At 70.4% G+C, this 21034-nt stretch carries 21 protein-coding genes; 13 read left to right on the top strand and 8 right to left on the bottom strand.

What is annotated here, in order from left to right:
- Window positions 1-2 precede the first annotated feature (2 nt).
- On the top strand, window positions 3-560 hold the full coding sequence (locus tag LTV02_RS19325) for an ImmA/IrrE family metallo-endopeptidase (RefSeq protein ID WP_233041290.1): 558 nt from the start codon (window positions 3-5) through the stop codon (window positions 558-560).
- A 4-nt stretch (window positions 561-564) separates the two neighbouring features.
- Window positions 565-1767: an MAB_1171c family putative transporter gene (locus LTV02_RS19320; RefSeq protein ID WP_233041289.1), complete on the top strand. Its 1203-nt coding sequence runs from the start codon at window positions 565-567 to the stop codon at window positions 1765-1767.
- Window positions 1768-1933: 166 nt separating this feature from the next.
- Here LTV02_RS19320 and LTV02_RS19315 read toward each other — a convergent pair whose 3' ends face one another.
- Window positions 1934-2623 carry a winged helix-turn-helix transcriptional regulator gene (locus tag LTV02_RS19315; protein ID WP_233041288.1) on the bottom strand — a complete coding sequence of 230 codons (690 nt, stop codon included), beginning with the start codon at window positions 2621-2623 and terminating at the stop codon, window positions 1934-1936.
- A 109-nt stretch (window positions 2624-2732) separates the two neighbouring features.
- On the opposite strand from LTV02_RS19315, the gene LTV02_RS19310 reads away from it, so the two are divergent.
- Window positions 2733-3539 carry a class I SAM-dependent methyltransferase gene (locus LTV02_RS19310; RefSeq protein WP_233041287.1) on the top strand — a complete coding sequence of 269 codons (807 nt, stop codon included), beginning with the start codon at window positions 2733-2735 and terminating at the stop codon, window positions 3537-3539.
- Between the two features lie 84 nt (window positions 3540-3623).
- Entirely contained in the window at window positions 3624-4853 is a 1230-nt protein-coding gene (locus LTV02_RS19305) for a cytochrome P450 (protein WP_233041286.1), read from the top strand.
- Between the two features lie 17 nt (window positions 4854-4870).
- Here LTV02_RS19305 and LTV02_RS19300 read toward each other — a convergent pair whose 3' ends face one another.
- A complete protein-coding gene (locus LTV02_RS19300) occupies window positions 4871-6199 on the bottom strand; it encodes a putative glycoside hydrolase (RefSeq protein ID WP_233041285.1) in 1329 nt (442 codons plus the stop codon).
- A 121-nt stretch (window positions 6200-6320) separates the two neighbouring features.
- Here LTV02_RS19300 and LTV02_RS19295 point away from each other — a divergent pair, with 121 nt between their 5' ends.
- Entirely contained in the window at window positions 6321-7322 is a 1002-nt protein-coding gene (locus LTV02_RS19295; RefSeq protein WP_233041284.1) for a polysaccharide deacetylase family protein, read from the top strand.
- On the opposite strand, the gene LTV02_RS19290 is transcribed toward LTV02_RS19295, so the two are convergent.
- The 3 genes from LTV02_RS19290 to LTV02_RS19280 all read right to left on the bottom strand — a co-directional run bounded on the left by LTV02_RS19290 (window position 7316) and on the right by LTV02_RS19280 (window position 9344).
- On the bottom strand, window positions 7316-7819 hold the full coding sequence (locus tag LTV02_RS19290) for a DUF4328 domain-containing protein (RefSeq protein ID WP_233041283.1): 504 nt from the start codon (window positions 7817-7819) through the stop codon (window positions 7316-7318). The genes LTV02_RS19295 and LTV02_RS19290 overlap by 7 nt on opposite strands.
- Before the next feature lie 107 nt (window positions 7820-7926).
- Window positions 7927-8709, bottom strand: a complete 783-nt coding sequence (locus LTV02_RS19285; protein ID WP_233041282.1) for a hypothetical protein — start codon at window positions 8707-8709, stop codon at window positions 7927-7929.
- Between the two features lie 83 nt (window positions 8710-8792).
- Window positions 8793-9344 carry a lipoprotein LpqH gene (locus LTV02_RS19280; RefSeq protein WP_233041281.1) on the bottom strand — a complete coding sequence of 184 codons (552 nt, stop codon included), beginning with the start codon at window positions 9342-9344 and terminating at the stop codon, window positions 8793-8795.
- Window positions 9345-9492: 148 nt separating this feature from the next.
- On the opposite strand from LTV02_RS19280, the gene LTV02_RS19275 reads away from it, so the two are divergent.
- The 4 genes from LTV02_RS19275 to LTV02_RS19260 all read left to right on the top strand — a co-directional run bounded on the left by LTV02_RS19275 (window position 9493) and on the right by LTV02_RS19260 (window position 15146).
- Window positions 9493-10974: a hypothetical protein gene (locus LTV02_RS19275; RefSeq protein WP_233041625.1), complete on the top strand. Its 1482-nt coding sequence runs from the start codon at window positions 9493-9495 to the stop codon at window positions 10972-10974.
- A complete protein-coding gene (locus LTV02_RS19270) occupies window positions 10971-12116 on the top strand; it encodes a proline dehydrogenase family protein (RefSeq protein WP_233041280.1) in 1146 nt (381 codons plus the stop codon). Before LTV02_RS19275 ends, LTV02_RS19270 begins: the two co-directional genes overlap by 4 nt.
- Window positions 12116-13642 carry a tetratricopeptide repeat protein gene (locus LTV02_RS19265; RefSeq protein ID WP_233041279.1) on the top strand — a complete coding sequence of 509 codons (1527 nt, stop codon included), beginning with the start codon at window positions 12116-12118 and terminating at the stop codon, window positions 13640-13642. The genes LTV02_RS19270 and LTV02_RS19265 overlap by 1 nt, the downstream gene beginning before the upstream one ends.
- 235 nt (window positions 13643-13877) lie before the next feature.
- Window positions 13878-15146, top strand: coding sequence for a CHAT domain-containing protein (locus LTV02_RS19260; RefSeq protein WP_233041278.1), 1269 nt, complete (start codon window positions 13878-13880; stop codon window positions 15144-15146).
- Here LTV02_RS19260 and LTV02_RS19255 read toward each other — a convergent pair.
- Complete coding sequence (locus LTV02_RS19255; protein WP_233041277.1) at window positions 15124-16749, bottom strand: alkaline phosphatase D family protein; 1626 nt, start codon at window positions 16747-16749, stop codon at window positions 15124-15126. The two genes, LTV02_RS19260 and LTV02_RS19255, sit on opposite strands and share 23 nt — an antisense overlap.
- A 55-nt stretch (window positions 16750-16804) precedes the next feature.
- Between LTV02_RS19255 and LTV02_RS19250 the strand changes: the two genes are divergently transcribed.
- Complete coding sequence (locus LTV02_RS19250; protein WP_218028403.1) at window positions 16805-17767, top strand: DNA polymerase domain-containing protein; 963 nt, start codon at window positions 16805-16807, stop codon at window positions 17765-17767.
- A gap of 68 nt (window positions 17768-17835) precedes the next feature.
- On the top strand, window positions 17836-18678 hold the full coding sequence (locus tag LTV02_RS19245) for a hypothetical protein (protein ID WP_233041276.1): 843 nt from the start codon (window positions 17836-17838) through the stop codon (window positions 18676-18678).
- Here LTV02_RS19245 and LTV02_RS19240 read toward each other — a convergent pair whose 3' ends face one another.
- Window positions 18679-19395 carry an SDR family NAD(P)-dependent oxidoreductase gene (locus LTV02_RS19240; RefSeq protein WP_233041275.1) on the bottom strand — a complete coding sequence of 239 codons (717 nt, stop codon included), beginning with the start codon at window positions 19393-19395 and terminating at the stop codon, window positions 18679-18681.
- 107 nt (window positions 19396-19502) lie between these two features.
- Here LTV02_RS19240 and LTV02_RS19235 point away from each other — a divergent pair, with 107 nt between their 5' ends.
- Both LTV02_RS19235 and LTV02_RS19230 read left to right on the top strand, forming a co-directional pair.
- The gene (locus tag LTV02_RS19235; RefSeq protein WP_067715761.1) at window positions 19503-20147 is read left to right on the top strand and encodes a TetR/AcrR family transcriptional regulator; all 645 of its coding nucleotides are present in this window, start codon (window positions 19503-19505) and stop codon (window positions 20145-20147) included.
- 127 nt (window positions 20148-20274) lie between these two features.
- Entirely contained in the window at window positions 20275-20724 is a 450-nt protein-coding gene (locus LTV02_RS19230; RefSeq protein ID WP_233041274.1) for a MarR family winged helix-turn-helix transcriptional regulator, read from the top strand.
- On the opposite strand, the gene LTV02_RS19225 is transcribed toward LTV02_RS19230, so the two are convergent.
- Window positions 20713-20904, bottom strand: a complete 192-nt coding sequence (locus LTV02_RS19225) for a hypothetical protein (RefSeq protein WP_067715756.1) — start codon at window positions 20902-20904, stop codon at window positions 20713-20715. The genes LTV02_RS19230 and LTV02_RS19225 overlap by 12 nt on opposite strands.
- Between the last annotated feature and the right edge of the window lie 130 nt (window positions 20905-21034).

Below are 21034 nucleotides of genomic sequence, written 5' to 3'. Positions count from 1 at the left end.
CCATGCGAATCGCGGCCTGGGCGGGCTCCGACGGTGAGCACGCGATGATGGACCGGCGCGGCCTGCGGCGGGAGCTGCGGCACTTGGGGCTGACCGGTCGCTTCACGGTGACCCAGCTGGCCGCGGCGCTGGCGGCACGCCGGGAGCGGCCGCTGCGGCTGCGGCCCGAACGGTTCCCGGTGGCGGGCCTGTCGGGTGGACTGCTGGTCACCCGCGACATCGATTTCATTGCCTACCAGAGCGATACGTCGCCGCTGCATCAGGATCACATCGTGTGCCACGAACTGGGGCACCTGCTGGCCGGGCATCGCACGGTCACCGTCACCGGCCAGGACGCGCTGCGCCTGCTCGCCCCGAATATCGACCCGGCGGTGGTGCGCCGCATGCTGGGCCGCACCTGCTCCTCCGAACAGCAGGAACAGGAAGCCGAGCACATCGCCGATCTGCTGATGTCGCACCATATTTCGCGCTGGACGCCGCACGCCGAATGGGTGCTCCCGGATTCGGTGCCCGCCGATATCCGCAATCTGCTCGATACGCTCGGCCCCGGGGAAGACTGATCACGTGCAGTTCGCGCTCACCTACGGCTGTATCGGCGCGCTGGCCGTGCTGGCCTGCGCCTGGCGGCTGGTGCTGGCCGCCCGCGCCCCGCACGCGCCCGCGCGCTGGGCGGTGGCCGTGTCGATCGCCTGCGCCGCAACGGGTTTCGAAGCGGCCGTCCCGCAGATCTACGAATGGATCGGCCGGGTCTCGGGCGTGCCGAACCTGGCGACGCTGATCGTGTATTCCTCCATCGCCACGGCGGTGCTGTCGCAGCTGGTGTGGACGGCGTACCTGGTCGAACCCGAAGGTCCGGCGGCGGCCGCGCCGTGGAGCCGGGCCCGCACGGTCATGCTGGTCAATGCCGTCGTGGTGGCGCTCATGGTGGCTTTGTTCGCCCTCGCGCCGGTGCACGACGCCGTGCACGCCACCGATTTCGACTACCACTACGCGAGAACCGGAGCGGTCGACGCCTTCCTCGGCGTCTACCTGCTCGCCTACACGGCGGGATTGCTGCGGATCGCCCAGCTCTGCCGCACCTGGCTGCCGCAGACCCGCGAACAGCCTTGGCTGCGTATCGGTTTGCGCCTGCTCGGCATCGGCTCGCTGATCGCGGTCGGCTACAGCATCGGCAAGGTCGCCGCCATCGCCGCCGCCTGGGCGGATATCGACGCCTTCCGCCTGAACACCGAGATCGCCCCCGCCTTCGCCAGTCTCGGCGCGGCCGTCATGCTGCTCGGCTACCTGTGCCCGTCGCTGCTGCCGCAGGCGGCCGGCGTGCTGCACCGGGTGCGCGCGCTGCCCCGCCTGCACCCGCTGTGGTCGGATCTGCGCGCAGCCGCCCCCGAACTGTCCGATGCCGCCCCGGTGACCCGCCGCCCCACCCGCGATCGCGTCTACCGCCGGGTCATCGAGATCCGCGACACCCTGCTGCTCCTGCAACCGCACCTCACCGCCGAAATGACCGCCCGGGCCGAACGTCTCGCCGCCGAACTGGGCATCCCCGCCGCCGATCGCCCCGCCGCCGTCGAAGCGGCCCGGATCGCGGCCGCCCTGTACGCGCACGGCACCGGCGCGCCCGCCATCGACCGCGGCGAGACCTTCCGCCATCCACCCCAGCCCACCGTGCGGGGCGAGCTGGCCTGGCTGGTGGCCGTGGCCACCGCCTACCGCACCTCGCCGCTGGTGGCGGCGGTCCGCGCCGGACTGGAGTCCCCGGCCGCATGAACCCCGCCGGGGTATCGAAATCCCCTGTGCGAAACCGTATTCCGAAACGCCACGACTTGCGCCGCCCCCGCGGAGGGCTATCCTTGTCGATGCGGGTTGGTGTTCGACATCCCCTTCGTCGAACACCACACCCGTCCAAAATCCCACGGACGCATGGTCGTACCGTCTACGCCCGGCCCTGATCGACGCGCGGGATCTTCGCGAAGCTGGAGCTGCCGATCCACGTGGGGACCGCGCGCTGGACGGGCGCGGTGGCATTGATCTCGACCGTGCGTTCGCGCAGGGCGGCGGGCCAGGTGCGGTCGCCGCGCCACAGCTCGGTGAGGGTGCGCAGCGTGGTGCGGAGGGTGGCGGCCACCTCGAAACCGGGGTCGTAATCGCAGAGCTGGGCTTCGGCGCGGTGCACCATCAGCCACCAGCGGGCGGCCTTGCCGTCGAGGTCGGTGAATTCGAGGGCCAGTACGGTGCGATCCGGCGGCCAGGTGTGCAGGGGAATGGTGCGGCGCATATCCCACAGCAGCAGGTGGGGGTCCAGATCGTCTTCGCCGAGGTCGGGGATCCAGCGCATGCCCCACGCGCCCAAAGCCTCGACGACGCTCGACAATTCGCGTCCCGCCTCGGTGAGCCGATACGAGGTGCGGCCGGTGTCGTCCACCTCGCGCAGCAGGATGCCGGCGCGTTCCAGCGAGCGCAGGCGGCGCGACAGCAGCGCCGGTGACATCTTCGGATTGCCGCGTCGCAGTTCGTTGAAATGCTTGCTGCCCAAGAGCAATTCGCGAACCACCAGCAGCGTCCAGCGTTCGTCCAGCACATCCATCGCCTTCGCGACCGGGCAGAACTCCCCGTAACCAGGCATGGGTCCAGTAGAGCATCCCGCGGGCGCACCGGTACAGATGTTGAACTGGTCGCGGGTGGGGAGCGCATCGGACGCTGTTGGGGACGCACTACCGAATCAGGAGTATTCGATGACCTTGCCTCTCGATGTGAAAACCCGCCAGCGGGCCGTATGGGCTTCGGGCGACTACCCCAGCGTGGCCGCCACGGTGATCCCGGAGCTGGGTGCGCGCCTGGTCCGGGCCTGCGGTGTCGGCCCCGGTGACCGGGTGCTCGATATCGCCGCCGGTTCCGGGAACGCGGCCATTCCGGCCGCCGCGACCGGAGCCGACGTGGTGGCCAGCGATCTGACGCCGGAACTGTTCGAGGCGGGCCGGGCGCTGGCCGCCGCGCGCGGAGTGGACGTCACCTGGGAGGAAGGCGACGCGCAGGGACTGCCGTACCCGGACGGCGCATTCGGCATCGTGCTGTCCTGCGTCGGGCTCATGTTCGCGCCGCACCATCAGGAGTCGGCCGATGAGCTGGTGCGGGTGACCGCGCGGGGCGGCACCATCGGGCTGATCAATTGGACCCCGGCCGGATTCATCGGGCAGATGTTCGCCACCATGAAGCCCTACGCGCCCCCGCCGCCGGCCGGCGCCCAGCCGCCGCCGCTCTGGGGCGACCCGGACCATGTGCGGAAACTGCTGGGGGACAAGGTGTCCGAGCTCGAATTCACCCGTGAGCACGCCGTGGTGGACTGCTTCCCGGACGGCGCGGCATTCCGCGATTTCTTCAAGACCAACTACGGTCCGACGGTGGCGGTCTACAAATCGCTGTCCGGCGACCCCGAGCGGATCGCCGGACTCGATCGGGAACTGGCCGATCTGGCGGCCCGGCACGATCTCGGCGGCGGCCGGATGGAGTGGGAGTATCTGCTGGTGACCGCCCGGCGCTGAGCGGAAACGCGAATCCGTGTGCGACCGGACGGTCCGCTGCTTAGGCTCGCGGGGCTCGACCGCTCGAACTCTGGAGTGCCTGCAATGATCACATCCGCGTCCCCACACGGATCCCCGCTCGAACACACCGGCGCCCGGGTGCCGATGTACACCCCGGAGTTCGCCGCCGACCCGCAGCGGGTCTATCGCGAGATGCGCGAGAAATACGGGTCGCTGGCGCCCGTGGAACTCGCGCCGGGGGTGCCGGCCACCTTGGTGCTCGGCTATTACACGGCGGTCCGGATCATGAACGATCCGGACCGCTTTCCGGCCGATCCGCGCACCTGGCAGCGCGATGTGCCCGAGGACTGCCCGGTGCTGCCCATGATGCAATGGCGGCCCAACGCCCTGCGCAATTCCGGCGCCGAGCACGCCCGCTACCGGCAGGCCAATACCGCCGGCCTGGACAAGGTCGATCACTTCGCCCTGCCGGCCACGGTGGCGCGGGTGGCGGTGCCGCTGATCAACGCCTTCGGACCGCGCGGCAGCGCGGATCTGGTGCGCGAGTACGCCTTTCCGGTGGCCTTCGCGGTGCTCAACGAGCTGCTCGGCTGTCCGGAGGAGATCGCGCGGCAGGCGGCGGCCGGATTCGCGGCCATTTTCGAGGGCGTCGACGCGGGAGCCGGCAACAAGCTGCTCGTGGACGCGCTGTCGAAACTGGCCGCGCACAAGCGAGCCGCCCCCGGCGACGACCTGACCAGCCGGCTGCTCGGCCATCCCGCCGAGCTCACCGATGCCGAGATGGTGCACCAGCTGGCCACCCTCTACGGCGCGGGCATCGAACCGCAGCAGAACCTGATCGTGAACTCGCTGCTGCTCACCCTCACCGAGGAACGTTTCGGCGGCAGCCTGGTCGGCGGCAGCCTGGCCACCCGGGACGCGCTGGACGAGGTGCTGTTCGACAATCCGCCGATGGCCAACTTCTGCATCAGTTTTCCGCGCCAGCCCACGCTGGTGGAGGACGTGTGGCTGCCCGCGCATCAGCCGGTGGTGATCAGCATCGCGGCCTGCAATGTGGATCCGGCGGTGAGCATCGCCGATCACGTGGGCAATCGATCGCATCTGGCGTGGGGCACGGGACCGCACGCCTGCCCGGCCAGCGCGATGGCGTATCTGATCGCACAGGAGGCCATCGATCAACTGCTGGACGCGATTCCGGAGATCCGGCTGGCGGTCGCGCCCGGCGAGCTGGTGTGGCGGCCCGGGCCGTTCCACCGGGCGCTGACCGCGCTGCCGGTCGAATTCCCGGCCACGCCGGCGTTGCCGCTGCCGTAGCCGGGTCGCGGTGGCGCTCAATTACGCAGTGCGCCACCGTGATACGTCGAGCCGGGGTTCCACAGCACGAACCCGTCGTAACCGGCGTCCCGGGTGGCGTCGATCTGCGCGCGCACCTGGGCGTCGCCGTAGGACACGCCCAGGCTGAAGTCCTGCAGCCACGGCACGATGGTCGCGCCGGTGCCCTCCACCCGCGCACGGAAGTCCTGCAACGACCGGAAGACGATGTCGTACGGCTGCGAATTCGGGCTGGCCACATCGTATTCGCCGGAATTCCAGTGCGACGGGTAGAGCATGGGCGCGAGGTAGTCGACCTGGCGCGCCATGGCCGGAATGTCCTGGGCGATCTCGTCCGGGCGGGTGGCGGCGATGCCGAAGACGGCGGCGCTCACCGAGGCTCCGGCCGCGTGCACCGGATCCTTGCTGTCCCGCAGGAATCCGGCGATGGACTCCGACGGCGTCTCGGTCAGTCCCGGGAAGATCATGCTGGACAGGCTGCCGTCCGGGCGGCGGATGTAGTCGTACATGACGCTGTCGAAGCCCAGCTTGGCCGCCTCGACCGCGAGATCGATGTTGTAGGCCCGGATTTCGGGGTTCGCGAAGTTCGTGAAGGCGACCGGTCCGTAGTGACTGGAGTACGGCGCGCCGGACGGATTCTGCAGGACCCAGTCGGGCCGGCCGTTGTGCCAGGCCCAGGTCGCCATGGTGGGATCACGGAAGGCCACGATCCGGCCCACCACCCGGATGCCCATGTCGTGCAGCTGGGTGAGGGCGGCGCGGGCGTCGTAGATGGTGGTCGCCGCACCGGATTCGCGCGCCAGCGGCACCTGGGAGTCGTAGCCGACGACGCCGTCCTCGTCCTTGATATCCAGCTGCACGGTGTCGATGAGACCCTGCCGGGCGAGGTCCAGCACGGGTTCGCGCAGGCCCTCGTAGGCCCAGCCGTAGGCGGTCACGTGCACCGCGCGCAGCCGCGGCAGCGCGAAATTCACGGTCAGCGGCCGGGTGGTCTGGTTTCCGGCCTTGTCCACCGCGACCACCGTCGCGTTCACCGGGCGCTGGGACAGCCGCAGCTCGAACGCCCCGTCCGGGCCCGGCTGCGTCGACTGCTCGCCCACCGACACCCGTTCCGCGCCCGCCGCGACGCCGCGCAGCGTCACCGGATCCCGGTAGGAGCCAACGGGATCGGGCTGGATCACCTCCAGGCCCGGGGGTTCGGTGTCGGCCGCCGCGCGGGAGGGATCCCTGCCCCCGGCGGTGAGCAGGATCGCGCCGAGTAACAGGGCCAGCACCGCGCCGACCGTGAACAGGGCGAACCGTCGCCGGTTGGATGACCGGAGCCGCATGAGCAAGGCACACACCAACTTCCACAGACGTTTTGGCATCACTATCGCCGCTGGGTGACGCGGTGCGGCCGGTTTTACCGAGATCATCCCAAAACCGTTGTCGCGGCGTAGCGTTGCGGCGATGAAGCGGGGATCTGTGGTCCGGATGGTCGCCGCGGGGCTGATGTGCGCCGCCCTCGCCGGATGCGGTTCGCCCGCCGATCCGGCCGCGGCGGTGGTGGCTCCCGCCGATGCCTCGACCACCGCGCCGCCGCCCGATCCCGCAACCGTCGCGGCCAATGAGCTCGGACTGGTGCCGGTGCTGATGTATCACCAGATCGTGGCGGTGCCGGGCGGCGAATACGATCAGACCCCCGCCGAATTCAGCGCCGAACTCGATCGGCTGTACCGCGAGGGCTATCGCCCGGTTACCTTGTCCCGCTACCTTTCCGGGGATCTGAACCTGCCCGCCGGTACGCATCCGGTGGTGCTCACCTTCGACGATTCCACCCGCAGTCAGCTCGGCTTCACCGACAGCGGTGCGGTCGCACCGGATTCCGCGGTCGGCATCCTGGAGGAGTTCGCGGCCCGCCATCCCGACTTCCCGGCGACGGCATCGTTCTATGTGAACAACGAACCGTTCGGCAACGATCCGCGCGCGCTGCCGTGGCTGGTCGCGCACGGCTACGAAATCGGTGCGCACACCGCGAGTCACGCCAACCTGGGCCGTCTGGACGCGGCCGGGGTGCAGCAGGAATTCGCCGAGAACGTGCGGGCCATCGGCGCCACCGTGCCCGGCTACACCGTCCGCACCATGGCGCTCCCGCTCGGCATCTCGCCATCGGATCGCGCCCTGGCCCGCGTGGGCAGCTGGGGCGGCGTCGGCTATGCCTTCGACGGGGTGCTGCTGGTCGGATCCAACCCGGCCCCAGCGCCTTTCGGCGCGCTGGACCCGGACGGCATTCCGCGCATCCGATCCGGGCGCGGCGACGTCCCGTTCGATTCCGGATACTGGCTCGACCAGCTGGCCGCCCACCCGGAGCAGCGCTACACCGCCGACGGCGACCCGGCGCACGTGTCCTTCCCGTCGGCGCTGGGCACCGAACTCGCGCCCCGCTGGTCCGGTCAGGCCCGGCCCTACTGATTCGGTCGACGCCCGTCCTGCCAACCCGCGACCGTGAAGGCGACCGAGCGCAGCGCCAGGGCGGCCGCCAGATAGGAGACGGCGGCGCTGATCAACGCTTGCGCGAGGGTGGACACCCCGTCGCGCCCGAGCGAGAACAGGCTGAAAACTCCGATGAGCAAGGCCAGATCGCCGAGGACCCGGGCGGACCGCCACACCGCCACCGCCCGCAGACCGGTTCCGGCCGGGTCGCTCGCCCGGACCACGTCGCCGACCACCAGGGCGGGCACGAACCAGCTCGCCACCGGCACGAACCAGCCGCCGACGGCCCAGCCGGGCGCGAGGCGATGATCGGCGGCGGGGGCGAACAGATCGGCATTGGCGCGGGCCCGGGACAGCCAGCTCGCCTGGCAGATCGCCGCCACCGGGCGCAGCAGGACGGTCAGCAGCAAACCGATGGCCAGCAACGCCATTCCGCCGCGCGCCGCGTCGGTGTCCTGACTGTTGCCGAAGGTCAAGGTGGCGGCCGGCGATGCTGACAGCTACCGATGAACCACGAATAGTCGCCGGATAAGCGAAAGCCGCAGGCATTATGCCTGCGGCTCAATGGATTCCGGAACCGAATTCAGGTGTTCACCGGCAGCGCCAGCACCACCTCGCGCTCGTTCTCCGGCAGATACCGCACCTGCACCACCCGGCCCACCTGCACTTGGGCCACACTGGAGGGCGGCAGGAACTTCTCGGTCCGGGTCTCGAAGGTGCTGCCGTCGGGGCGGGTGACCACCAGGGTCAGATCCAGGCGGGAGTGCCCGTCGCGGATCTCGCCCGGCACCGACAGGGCGCGCACCACGGCTTGGGCGGGGACGCCGCGGCGGCCGATGTCGAGCTTGGCCTCGGTGGTGAAGCCCTTGCGAATCATGCTGGCGTTCATGGCTTCCTGCGCGCCGTCCGTATCGCCGGACAGGTCGACCTCGACGCGATCGGTGCGGCCGGGCAGGTAGCGCACCGGCAGCACCACGCCGGGGCGCAGCAGGGCCAGCTCGGTGAGCGGGATGATCATCTTGGCGTGCGAGTCGAAGGTCTTGCCGTCCTGGGTCTCGACCTGCATATCGAGCCGGATCTGCGGCTGGTCGTTGACGGTCAGGCCGGTCTGGGCGAAGGCGCGGACGGTGCCGATGCCGAGTTCGCCGTCCCGGAATTCGGAACTGTTCAGGCCGGTGAAGGCGGACATGATGCCTTCGCCGGTGAACGCGAACACGATGGGGATCAGGGTGCAGGCGATGATCGGCAGGGCCAGCTGCCAGCCGACCCAGCCGAACACGCTGTCGGAGGTGAGCCCGTTCCACAGGTAGTAGGCGATGGCGAGGCCACCCAGGGCCAGGGCGGCGACGCGAATGTTCGTGGTCATGATGTCCTCGGGAAGTGTTGTGCGGGAACGGGAAAGGTGAACTAACCCGCTCATGCCAATCCGGCATGAGCGGGGGTGGAGCATTACCCGCCGACGACGCTGGAGCAGGCGAAGACGATCTCGAACTTCGAGTTCTTCGGTCCGGCAAGCGGATTGGCGAGGTCGACCCCTCCGACGCCCTCGCCGGTGACGGTGTAGGTGTTGCCGCTCTTGGTGACCTTGGCCGAACCGCCGGGCACGCCGTTGCCGTAGCCGACCGCGTACGGGGAGCCGTTGCTGCCGCCCTTGGTGCCGGCGATGCCGACCGCCTGCACGGTGTCGTCACCGGTGAGGGTGGCGCTCACGCTCAGGTTGCCGTAGGTGGCGTTGTCCAGGTCGGTGAGCGCGAGGGCCAGGGTGCCGCCCTGCTTGGCGCAGGTGGTGTCGAACTTGGCGTCGATGGCCTTGCCGTCCACGATGGCCGTGGACTTGCCGCCGGTCGGGGCCGGGTTGCCGGGGGCGACCGGGGCCGCGGAGCTGGAGCGCTCGGTGACGGTGGTGCTGCTCTTGTCGTCGGAACAGCCGGTCACCAGGGCGATGGCGGCGGCGGTGGCGACGAGCGCGGTGGCGGTGCGGCGGAAGGATTTGGCGTTCATGGTGATTCCTTGTTCTCGTTCTTCCGGCTCTCGTGCGGAGCCGTTGCCAGAACAGTAGGAATCCGGCCGTGCCCTACCGATCCCAACTTTCGGTGCGCGAATCCGCGCCGCACTCCGCTAACCTGGGCGAATGCGACGACCGCGGGCCATGGTGCTGGACGAGGTCTGGCGGCATCTCGACGGCGTCGAGGCGTTGAGCGGACCGCACGGGGGGCCTTTGCGCCGCACCGTGAAGTTGATCCTCGATCCCCTGGTCATTCGCCCGGTTCAAAATCCGCTGTGCGCGGGGGCGGTGCTCACCGAGGACGGGGCGGTGCTGCTGGCGACCCGGGTCAATGCCGCCTCCGATGTCCTGCGCGCCACCGCGGCCTGGTTCACCCTGCTCAAGCAGACCCGGCGGGCGCTGCGCATCACCGAGGGCAATGCCCAGGACCAGTACTTCCAGCGCTGCTTCGAACTGGCGACGCGTTCCGGCATGCCCGACGCCACCCGGGACCGGGCCGCCGCCGAAGCCGCGCTGCGGGAAATCCACGATCTGACCGCGGGCCGCACCACCCAGGCGCTGCGCGAATACCTCACCGACCCGGCCCGGGAACGGGACCTGGCGGCCCTGATCGCCACCGCGTGGGGTCGCCGCCCGCACACCCCCGCGACTCGCCACGCCGCGCAGTTGGCGCTGCTGCTGGATGCCTGCGCCGCCGAACGACTAGGCGAGGACCCGGCCGATATCGACCTCGACGACCTGGTCGCGGCGCTCGCCGGCACCCACACCGGCATCGCCTTCTGGCTCGACGAAAACACCGGCGCGGCACAGGAACTCGGCCTCACCCTGCATCCGCAACCGCGCCCGCCCATGGTCGGAACCTCCGCCGCCACCGCCACCCTCGGCCTGCCCTTCGACCGCACCATCCACGAGCGGGTGTTCACCGTTCTCCAGGCCTCCAGCGAACGCGCCGACCTCCCCGAAATCCCCGAACTCGTGGCCGCCGAGATCGCCCGCGCCTGCGCGCCCTGGGCGCTGCTCGACGAATCACTGCGCGTGGCGGCCGCCGCCGGCGCGGTGCTCGCACAGGAATTGCGCCCCATCGCGGGCCTGCCCGCCGCGCGCACCGGACTCGAGGTGGTGCACGAGATCGCCGGAACCGCGGCCACGATGGCCGGCACGGGCGTTCGGGCTCCGAGCGCCGGGGCTTCGGGCGCTGCGGACGGTGCGCGCCGAACGGACGCCGTCGAGCGGATGGGCACGGACGGCTGCGAGCGGCCGGGTGTGGATGCCCGCGAGCGGGCGGACACGGCAGCCGCCCGGGTGATCAACGGTCGCTGGCAGCGCGAAGCCTATGTGCTGCAAGCGCGTCGGCTGGCGGTTCGGACGGACCCGGCCGCGACCACCGGCCCGCTGGCGGCCATCGCGGCCGACCTTCAGGTGCCCTGGCGGCCCTATCTGCGACGATTGTGGGCGCGACTGCACGGCTGGGACGTCCGGGAGTTCCCGCTTTATTCGGCCGGTGAACTCTGGGATGTGCTGGACGGCGTCGCCCGATCGGTGATTCTCGACCACCGCACCCGCGTGAAGCGGGCGCTCGCGACCAGCGTGAACGAACCGGAAGCAATGGAATCGAGGGCGGGATGACCAGCTCGGCCTTGCGGATCCACCCCTACGGCGGCGGCCTCTACGGCCTGCTCCCGCCCGGCGCCCCGACCGTGCTCGACGGCCCGGCCACCCCCGGCACCATGGTGCTCGAGGTAGCCGGCGGCCACCTCACCTGGAACGTGCTCGACGGCCGGCTCCTGCCCGCCGCCGTCATCGACGACGTGGACGCCGCCCAGGACTGGGTGTGGGCCATCTACGGCGAACCGATCGCCCTCGCCCTGGCCGACGCCCACCCCGCCGAAAACCCCACGGCGCCCGGCGTGCACCTCGCGGTCCCGGGTGATCACCCCGCGATCCCCGGCGGGGAAACCGCTACCCCCGCCCTACTGCCGCTGGCAGTGAGCGCCCGCCGCCTCGCGTACGCGCACTGGGCGGCCCGCTGGTGGCCCGCCTCCACCCTCGACGGCATCGCCGCGCTGGACCCGGCTCTCCTCGACCGCGACATAGCCGCCCTCACCGAGGAATGCGACCCCCTCGTCGCCGGCGCCGACGCCATCGCCCCCGAAATCGCCGCGCTGATCGAATCCTTCCCCCGCGCATCCGATTACGCCCTGGCCGCCGGCTCCGAACCACCCCACCCCGATGCCCTGACGCTGGCCCGCGGCACCAACGGCTGGGACTGGCGCGACTGCCCGCCCGGCCTGATCGACGCCTCCGAACGCGCCGTCTCCTGGCAGCTGACGCGGGCGGCCGGTGCCAATTCGGTCACCGTCAGCGTGACCGCCGCCCCGGGCACCCCCGCCGCCGTACCCGCGCACCTGCGCCCTTGGGCCAGGATCATCCCGGCCGGGTCCGGCAATGGAAACGGCACCGGCGGAGCGCAATCCGGTGAGCAACCGCGTGCGGCCATCGAATCCGACGAGACCGCTCTCCGGCTGTCCGGAGACGCCTGGATCGGAACCATTGCCCTGCACGTCCCGGAATCGATTGCCCGAGTAGACATCCGAGTCCCCGGCTTCGGCGTCTTCCACGATTCCGGGACCCCCGAACTGCGCCGCCGAATCCGCGATTTCGCCACCACCCGCCTGCGCCTCGCTGGCGGTATCCCAGCCGACGACGCGGCCGCCGACGCCCCGCTACTCGCCGAAATAGCGGCCGCCGCCGACGATTCGGACTTCTGATGGTGCAAGCCGATACCGGCGATTCCCCGGAAGGCGAGGGGGAGTCGGAGTTGTTGCGGGCGGGGGCCGAGCTGGTGGGGCGGGGGGAGTTCGCGGCGGCGCTGTGGGCGTTCGAGGAGGCGGAGCGGGTCGAGACGGGGGATTTGCGGGTGTGCGCCATGGTGGATGTGGCCACGGTGCTGGATCAGCTGGGGGATCATGCGGGGGCGGCGGCGAAGTATCGGGCGGCGTTGGCCCAGATGACGGGGCCGGGGCCGCGGATGCGGCCGGGAGCGTGGATCGGGTTGTCGCAGGCGTTGCAGCATCTGGGGGATCTGGACGGGGCGCAGGACGCGCTGGAGCGGGCGCGGGTGCTGGTGGCGGAGGACGGCGCGCCGGGGGAGATGCGGTTCGCGGCGCTGGTGGCGGCGACGGCGCTGGCGGTGTATCGGCAGCAGTGGTCTCGGGCCATCGAGCTGGCGAACGAATCGCTGGGGGTGGCGGTGCGGTACGTGCCGGATCGGGCGGGGCATGCGCTGATGAACTTGGCGGCAGCGCATTTCGAGACCGGTCGATGGGAGCTGGCGGAGGATTTCGCGGGGCAGGCGCTGGTGGCGTTCGACGCTGCTGGGGCGCGCGACGGCGTGGCTGAAGCGCAGCTGAATCTGGCGCTGATGTTCGTCCGGGCCGGGCGCTTCGACGACATCGAGCCCGTATTGCGGCCCGCACAGGAGTATTTCGAAGCGGCCGGTGTCACCCTGCGCGCCGGGGTCGGCCGCAAGCTCATGGGTTTCCTCGCCGAGCATCGCGGCGAGCACGCGGCGGCGGACGTCGAATACCGCGCCGCCCTGGCCAGTTTCGAAGCCTCGGGCGCGATCATGGAAGCGGCGGAGGTCCGCACCCGCCTCGCCTCCGTCGCCATGGCCGCCGGCCGCTTCCAGGAAGCCGAAGCCGAAGTGATCGCCGCTCGCACGGTCTTCGCCGAACGCGGACTCGGATTGCACTGCGCCCAAATGGATTTCTGGCTGGCCGAATTGTTCGGCCCGCTCCTGGAATCCGTCCCCGGCCTGCTGGCCCGAGCCGTCGATCTCGCCCTCCCCGCCGCACTGGCCTTGGACGCCGTCCGTTACGAACTCCCCGACGGCGCCCAACGCGAGAACTGGAACCGCCGCGTAGCCGACCCGGCCATGCGCGTCGCCTTCCACTACGCTTACTTGGCCGGCGACGGCCGCCTGATCGCCGACCTCATCGAAACCCAATGCGCCGGAACCACCCTGGACATATCCCGCCTCTCCGCACCCCCCGTCGCCCCCTTCGAAGCGCGCCGCCCGGTCACCCCGCCACCGGCGCTCTCGGGCCCGACGGACGACGCCTTGCAACTGGGCACCGCCCTGGCCGCCGTGGCCGCGACAGCGGGCTTGCCGGTTGCCCCGCCACCCCGCGTAGCGGTCGGCCCCGACGGCCACATCGCTCTCGCCGCCTGGATCGCCGCCGCCGAAGGACGCTACGGCCGTCCGCTCCGCGACAACCGCCTGGTCCGCTCATGACGCGACTCGGCGGCAGGTGGCTACGGCCCGTCGTGACGCGACAAGCGCTCGACCACGAGGAGATCGTCAACCTGCGCGGCGGGCGAATGCGGCATGCCGGGGATCCGGTGCGGTCCTGCTGCCGGCCATCGGCTGTGTGGCGGACGGTGAGCCCAGGTCGTCGCCGAGTGGGTCGGATGGAACCTGGCCGCAGGGCATTTCATGCGGCGTTTTCGCCTCGGCGGGTGGTGGCCCGATGACGGGTGCGCGGCCGACGGCCTTGGTGCGCATGGCCGACGCGGGAGATCTGTTCATCACCTGGCGGTGGGTAGATGATGTGGCTCCGCCTGGGATCGGGGTGGTGCCGCGCGAGCAGCTCGAGGCGGCCATGCGGCGGTTCTCGGCGGCGCTGCCCGCCCCGGGAGACCCGTTCGGGCTCGAATTCGCGCTCACGGAAGGGGAATTGGCGTCGTTCGAGTCCGAGCATGTGCTGGCGCAGGAGCTTTCGGCGGCGTTTCTGCCGTACAACCTCGCCGTGGCTACGCACGAGTTCCACAGCAAGGGGTTGCGGCCGCATCTGCGGATTCAGCCGTCGCCGCGGGTGGCGCAATTGCCGTGGGAGCTGCTGGCTCCCGATCCGGGCCTGCGGTTGCTGGATATGGCGGACACCAGCGTCCTGGCCCCGGCGGGCATCGTGCAGGCGCCGGCGCGGATCGCCAAGTCCTGGAACGAGACTCGGGAGCTGCCGGTGGTGGCGGTGCTGGATCCGCGGGTGCCGGGGTTCCGGGCGGATTCGGTGCTGGGGTCCGTGCTCGGGCGGATGACGGCGGATGCGCCGGTCGCCGAATTGGTGGCGGAGCTGGCGGAGCGGGGACGGCTGGTGCCGGCGACGGGGGATCCGGTGGAGGTGTTCCGGCGGACCGATGTGGATCGGGAGTGGCTGGGGGAGGCCTTGCGGGCGGGGGCGTCCCGGCTGCTCTATGTCGGGCATGTCACCGCGGTCGCGCCCGCGTCGGGACAGAGCGAGTCGGCCACCATGCATCTGGCGTGTACTGCGGATGCGGTGGGTTTCGCTCCGGCGCAGCGGGATCACCGGCCACTGTCGGCGCGGGATCTGCTGCTCGGCACCCATACCCTCGCGCCGGAGCCGCGCACCGGCCCGGAACTGTGGCCGATTCCCAGCCGGGTGGCGCTCATCGCCTGCGAGAGCGGCGGCGATCTGCGCTTCGGGGAGGCGTTCGGCTTGATCTCCGCCATGCTCACCGGCGGCGCGGAGCTGGTCACGGCCGGGCGCTGGCCGCTGCCCACCGATCTGGCCTTCGAACGCCTGGGCGGCGCGCCGCCGGGCAGCCGCCCGCTCCAGCACGCCATCCGCGCCGTCGACGCCGCCCACGAGGAATCGGATCCGGTTGTCGCCCTGAACGATTGGCAGCGCAAGCAGCTCGACGCCTGGCAGGCCGCATCGAGCATCGAGCATTCCCCGCTGCTGTGGGCGGCGCTGGCTACCGTGGATGCGCGGGCGTGACCGCCGGTGCCGACGGCGCGGTGGCGGCGGTGACGCCCGGCACCCCGTCCTCGACGACGTAACCCGCCCGCGTCTCGACCCCGGCGCCCGGCCGGTCGATATACGGCACGACCCGGAAGTCACTGCGCCACAGGCGATGATCCACCTCGACCCGCACATACCCGCGCTGCCCGTTGAAGAACTTCAGATCCGGATTGGCCGCCAGCAGATCCCGCCCGGTGTCGTTCATATCCGACCCGTTCCCGCCGGAGGTGATCGACGTCCCCGTGAATTCCGCTCCCACGATGGGTGATTCGGGCTCGGCGTAATCCCGCCGCAGATCCGCCGCGTAGTTGTGATGCCGATCCCCGGTGAGCACGACGAGATTCCGCACCCCGCGCGCCGACGCCCCGCCCAGCACCCGATTTCGGTCGGCCACATACCCGTCCCACCCGTCCGACCCCAGATCCACCCCCGGTCCCGGATCGTAATCCGACCGCGCCATGGCGACCTGATTGCCGATCACCTGCCACCGCGCGTTCGAGCTGCTGAACCCATCGAGCAGCCAATCCCGCTGCCGCGCACCGAGTATGGTGCGATCCGCGGCGGTCGGATCCGTGCATCCACCCCACAGCAACCCGGGCTCGCACGCCGGCTTGTTCCGATACTGCCGGGTGTCGATCATGGTGATCTCGGCCAGATCCCCGTACCGATACCGCCGGTGCAGCAGGATGTCCGGCCCCGAAGGCATTTGCGCCCGCCGCAACGGCTGATGCTCGTACATGGCCTGGAACGCCGCGGCCCGCCGCCGCCGGAACATGGCCGGCACCCGATAGACATCGATCCCGATCCCGGCGGTATCGCCCGCCCAATTGTTGTCGACCTCGTGATCGTCCATGGTCACCAGCCACGGAAACGCCGCGTGCGCCGCCCGCAACGGCCCTTCGCTCTTGGCTTGCGCGTACCGCAGCCGATACCCCGCCAGATCGAACACCTCGTCCCGGAACCCGGGATCGACCGGCGTCCCCAGCCGCCCCCACCGCCACCCCCGCTCGTAGATGTAATCCCCCAGGTGCACAACGAGATCGAGATCCTCGGCACTCATATGCTCGTACGCCGTGAAATACCCCGAAGGCCACGACTGGCAGGAAGCGAACGCGAACCGCAACCGGGACACCGCCTGCCCGGCCGTGGGCGCGGTCCGGGTCCGGCCGACCGGCGAGATCGCCGACCCCACCCGGAATCGATAGAAATACCACCGATCCGCCTCCAGCCCACCGACTTCCGGATGCACGCTGTGCCCGAGCTCCCGCGTCGCCACCACCGTTCCGCGCGCCACCACCTGCCGGAAGTACTCGTCGTGCGCGACTTCGTAATCCACGCTCACCGGCGCCAGCGCCATCCCGCCGTGCCCGTCCGGCGCGAGCGGATCCGGGGCCAGCCGCGTCCACAACACCACCCCGTCCGGCGCCGGATCCCCCGACGCCACCCCCAGCGTGAACGGATCGCCGCCGATCCGCCGCGGCGCCGCGAACCGCCCGCTGCTCACCGCGCCCGCGCCGACGAGCACCGCCGACGCCCCCACCCCGCCGAACCTCAACAACTCCCGCCGCGACAAAGCCATAAGCAACGGTACGCGCGCCCCGGTTGACGCGGTCCCCTTCGCGGCGCAGGGTGGGTTGATGGGTGATGACGTCCGGATGGGCATCAAGCTGAGCAGCCTGGACAGTCCTTTGTTCGATGGGGCGGACGCCACCAAGGGCGATCTCGTCGACTACCTGGAGGTGATCGGCGAGCGCCTGGTGCGCCAGCTGGCCGGCCGCCCGCTGTCGGTGGTGCGGGTGCGCCCCGGCCAGGAACCGTTCATGCAGAAGAACCTGCCCAAATACACCCCGGACTGGGTGCACCGCGTCACGCTGTGGGCGGGCAGCTCGAAACGTGAAATCTCCTATGCCGATTGCGATGAGGTGCGCACGCTGATCTGGTTCGGCAATCAGCGCGCCGTCGAATACCACACCACCCTGCTGCTCGCCGCGGGCTTGGCCGACTATTCGGGCAGCCAGACGCATCTGGTGCTGGACATCGATCCCGATCCGGCGCAATCGTTCCGCGAGGTGGTGCGGGCCGCCGAACTCATCCGCCAGGCCCTCGCGGACGACGGTCTGGCGGGCGCGGTCAAGACCAGCGGCTCCAAGGGCGTGCACATCTTCGTCCCGGTCCGCCCGGTCTCCCTGGACGACGCGGCCGCCGCCACCCGCGCCATCGCGGCCCGCGCCGAACGCCTGGACCCGGCCCTGGCCACCACCGCCTTCATCAAGGAGGACCGGCACGGCAAGGTCTTCCTCGATTCCACTCGCTCCGGCGGCGCGACCGTGGTGGCCGCCTACAGTCCGCGCGTGCGCCCGGGCGCGACCGTCTCCTTCCCGCTGCGCTGGTCCGAACTGGCCGATGCCGACCCGCACGACTTCACCCTGCGCACCGTCCCGAAACTGCTCGGCGACAGCGATCCCTGGGCCGAGGAGATGCCCGAACCGCAGGACCTGCCCGCCGATCTGCTGGCGGAAGGCCACACCATTCCGGTGGCCCGAGTACAGGCCATGCATGAGGGCAAACGCCGGGCGAAGGCACGGCGCGAGGCCTGACATTGCGATGTCGCGCCCGGCCGGGGCAATTGGCAAACTTTCCGCGAATTCGCGGTTAGGGTGCGCGTGTGGACATAACGCTCGAATGGGATACGCATCCGGGTACCGGGCTGCGCCTGGCGAGTGAACTGGCGGGCATGGCCGGATTGGCCGATCTGGAGGATCAGCAGCCGGTCGCCGACCCGGATCGCATCGGCATCGTCGCCGCCCGGCGCGGGGGCGAACTGGTGGGCTGGGCCGAACTGCATCGCGGCGAATCCGGCAGCGCCGAAGCCGAAGTCCTCTACGCCGCCCGCTACGTCCGGCGGATCCAGCTCGGCCACTACGACTTCGAGACCGCCACCGGTGAGGAGGAGGCCGTGGTGCTGGCCCTGCTCACCGGGGCCGCCGAACAGGCCCGCGCGGCCGGTCTGCCCGCCCTGGGCTGGAGCGGCGGCGACACCGGTCCCGAGGGCCTGGCCGCCGGCTTGCTCGGCGCGAAGGTCGAGGAGGAGTACGCCCGCCTGTGGACCGCGGAACCGCGCAGCTGGATCGCGCCCGCCGCGATAGCCCAGGCCGCCCCGCTGGACTGCGTCCTGCAGGCCCTGGCCGAATCCTCCGATCCGCCGGGGCATGTGCTCGCGGTGGCGCTGCTGGATCCGGAATCGGCGGGCCCCGTCGCCACCATCACCACCTCGATCCTGGGCAGCGAGGCCTATATCAATGTGGGCGAGGGCTTCGCCTACGGCGAGATCGACGCGCTGGCACTGGCGGGCCTGACCGGCGCGCTCATCACCGAACTGCACGACGAGATGCCGCACGTGCTGGTGCTGCGGGTCTTCGAATTCGACGACGATCCGGTGCGGGCCGCGCTCGAGCTGGCCGGTCTCGATATCGCGGCCCGGTTCCATCGGTTCGAACTGCCGCTCTGATCAGAACCCGACGTTCACCTCGACCCGATCGCGTTCGAGGTACATGCGCCAATAGTGTTCGCCCAGTTCGGCACCGGACATACGCGCGATCTCGATGCCCTCGGGCGCGAGCTCGGGCCGCTCGTCCAGCATCAGCTGAGCCCGGCTGTCCTCGATGAGCACGCCGATATTCAGCACTCCGGCGTACACGCCCGTGCCTTCCAGCTCCGCCGCGAGCTGCTGGACATACCCGCGCTGCGCGGCCAGAGCCACGCCGAAATTGGACAGGTAGGGCAACGGCAGATCCGGGGAGGAACCCGAGGAGAACAGCAGTGTGCCCGCGCCGCGCGCGATCATGTCCGGCGCCAGCGCCCGGGTCATCAGGATCGGCGAATGCACTTTGAGGGTGATGGGCACGCTCAGGCTCGGCACATCCAGTTCGAGGGTGCTGGGCGCCCGGTCGGTCATTTCGGCGGAGGCGCCGTGCAGGGCGACGTCGATCTCTCCGAGGCTGCCGCGAATGGCGGTCACGGCCGCATCGAGTTGTGCCGGATCGGTGACGTCGGCGGGGAACGCGACGGCTTCGATGCCTTCGGCCTTCAGGTCCCGCACATGCTGTTCGGCCTTGCCGGGCCGCCGTCCGACGACGGCGATCCGGAACCCCTCGCGCCCGAAGACGCGGGCGACTCCCATGCCCAGGCCGGGCCCGAATCCGAAGATGGCGATGGTCTTTGCCATGACTGCCTCATTAAGTTGAGCGTAGGTTCAAGTTACCTCGCCGACGCTAGCACTAACTTGAACTCAGGCTCAACTTAATTCGATGCCCGGATTTGTAGGATCGGCGCATGTCCTCGAACAAGCCGTTGCGCCTCGACGCGCGCCGCAATCGCGACGCCCTGGTCGGCGCGGCGCGCGAGGTGTTCACCGAGCGCGGGCTGGACGCCCCGCTCAAGGAGATCGCGGCCCGCGCCGGCGTGGCCATCGGAACCCTGTACAACCGCTTCCCGACCCGCGACGACCTCATCGCCGCCGCCGTCGAGGATCGCCTCGAGGCCGGTGAGCGCATCGCCGACGCGGCGCTGACCATCGACGATCCCTGGGATTCCTTCACCTACCTGGTGGAGCGGGTGTGCGAACTGCAGGCGAGCGACCGACTGCTGAGCGAGCTCGCGGTGCGGGCCGCCCCCGGTCCCGCGGTCGCCCGGGCGCGCGAGCAGGGCCATGCCAAGATGCGCGAAATCGTCACGCGCGCACAGCGTGCCGGGGTGCTGCGCGCGGACTGGGTGCTCGAGGATCTCGGCTTCATCACCTGGGCGCACACCCGCATCGTGGAGGCCACCGCCGCGATCGCGCCGGACGCCTGGCGCCGGCATCTGGCGCTCACCTTCGACGGCCTGCGCGCCGCGGCCGCCCATCCGCTGCCGGTGCCGCCGATCACCGAAGCGCAGCTCATGGCGGCCCTCGGCGAAAGCGGTACGCCCGGAGCCTGATTCACCGCGGAAATGGGGCAGATGTCCGATGCGGCGCGCCGGGCCCGCGTGGTTACCTGGCCTGCGGGGGCTCGCCGGTTCCGCTGCCGGAGGCGGTGGCCCGGAATCCGACCAGCGAAGGAGCCCGATGTCCGACCGCGCCCAGCTCGCCGCTATTCGTGAACAACGGCCCCTGGTCTACTGGTTGAAGCAGATCGACCGCTCGATCCAGGAGGCGCTGGCCCGCTATCTCGCCGCCGAGGATCTGGACGCCCGCACCTGGCAGGTCTTCAACGCCATCTCCTACGGCGCGATCACGCTGGGCGAGCTCGACTACACCATGTCCGCGTTCCGGTCCGAGTTCGAACCCACCATGCGCCCGTTCGTGGATCGGCTCATCGACCGCGGCTGGGTGGATCTGACCTCGGTGGAGGTCGTCACGCTGACCCCGGCGGGCCGCCGTGCCCACGAACGCGTTTCGGCCGTCGCGGGCGAGCTGCGGGCGCGCGTGCTGGAATGCGTCTCGCCGGCGGAGCAGGCGGTGCTCATGGAGTTGTTGCAGCGCATCGCCTCCCACGCCGAGGAGCTACGTCCGTAGGAACGACGCGGCGATATTCCAGAACATGCGGCGATCCAGCAGATGCACGTCCCAGGACTGGGTGAGCGCGTGGGTAGCGGTGACGATGCCGGGGACGTCGAAATCGTCTCTGGTGGCGGTACCTTTGGCCTCGAGTGCCGTAATCACGTAGGCGGTGGCGGTTTCCGGGGTGTGTGGCATGCCAAGCTCCGATCGGTCGCCGAGGGGTGTCGAGAGGCGTTTCGTCCAGTGTCGGGGCCGATTAGGGGGTTGGGGAGAGTCGAAAGCGCCAAAGCGCAGGGGAACACGCCAAAATTTTGCCCGCCGGTAG

The sequence above is a fragment of the Nocardia yamanashiensis genome, assembly GCF_021183565.1.
GTDB classification, from domain to species: Bacteria; Actinomycetota; Actinomycetes; order Mycobacteriales; family Mycobacteriaceae; genus Nocardia; species Nocardia yamanashiensis.
The sequence above is the reverse complement of the archived record's forward strand: the minus strand, read 5'-3'. Positions and strand labels throughout refer to the sequence as shown.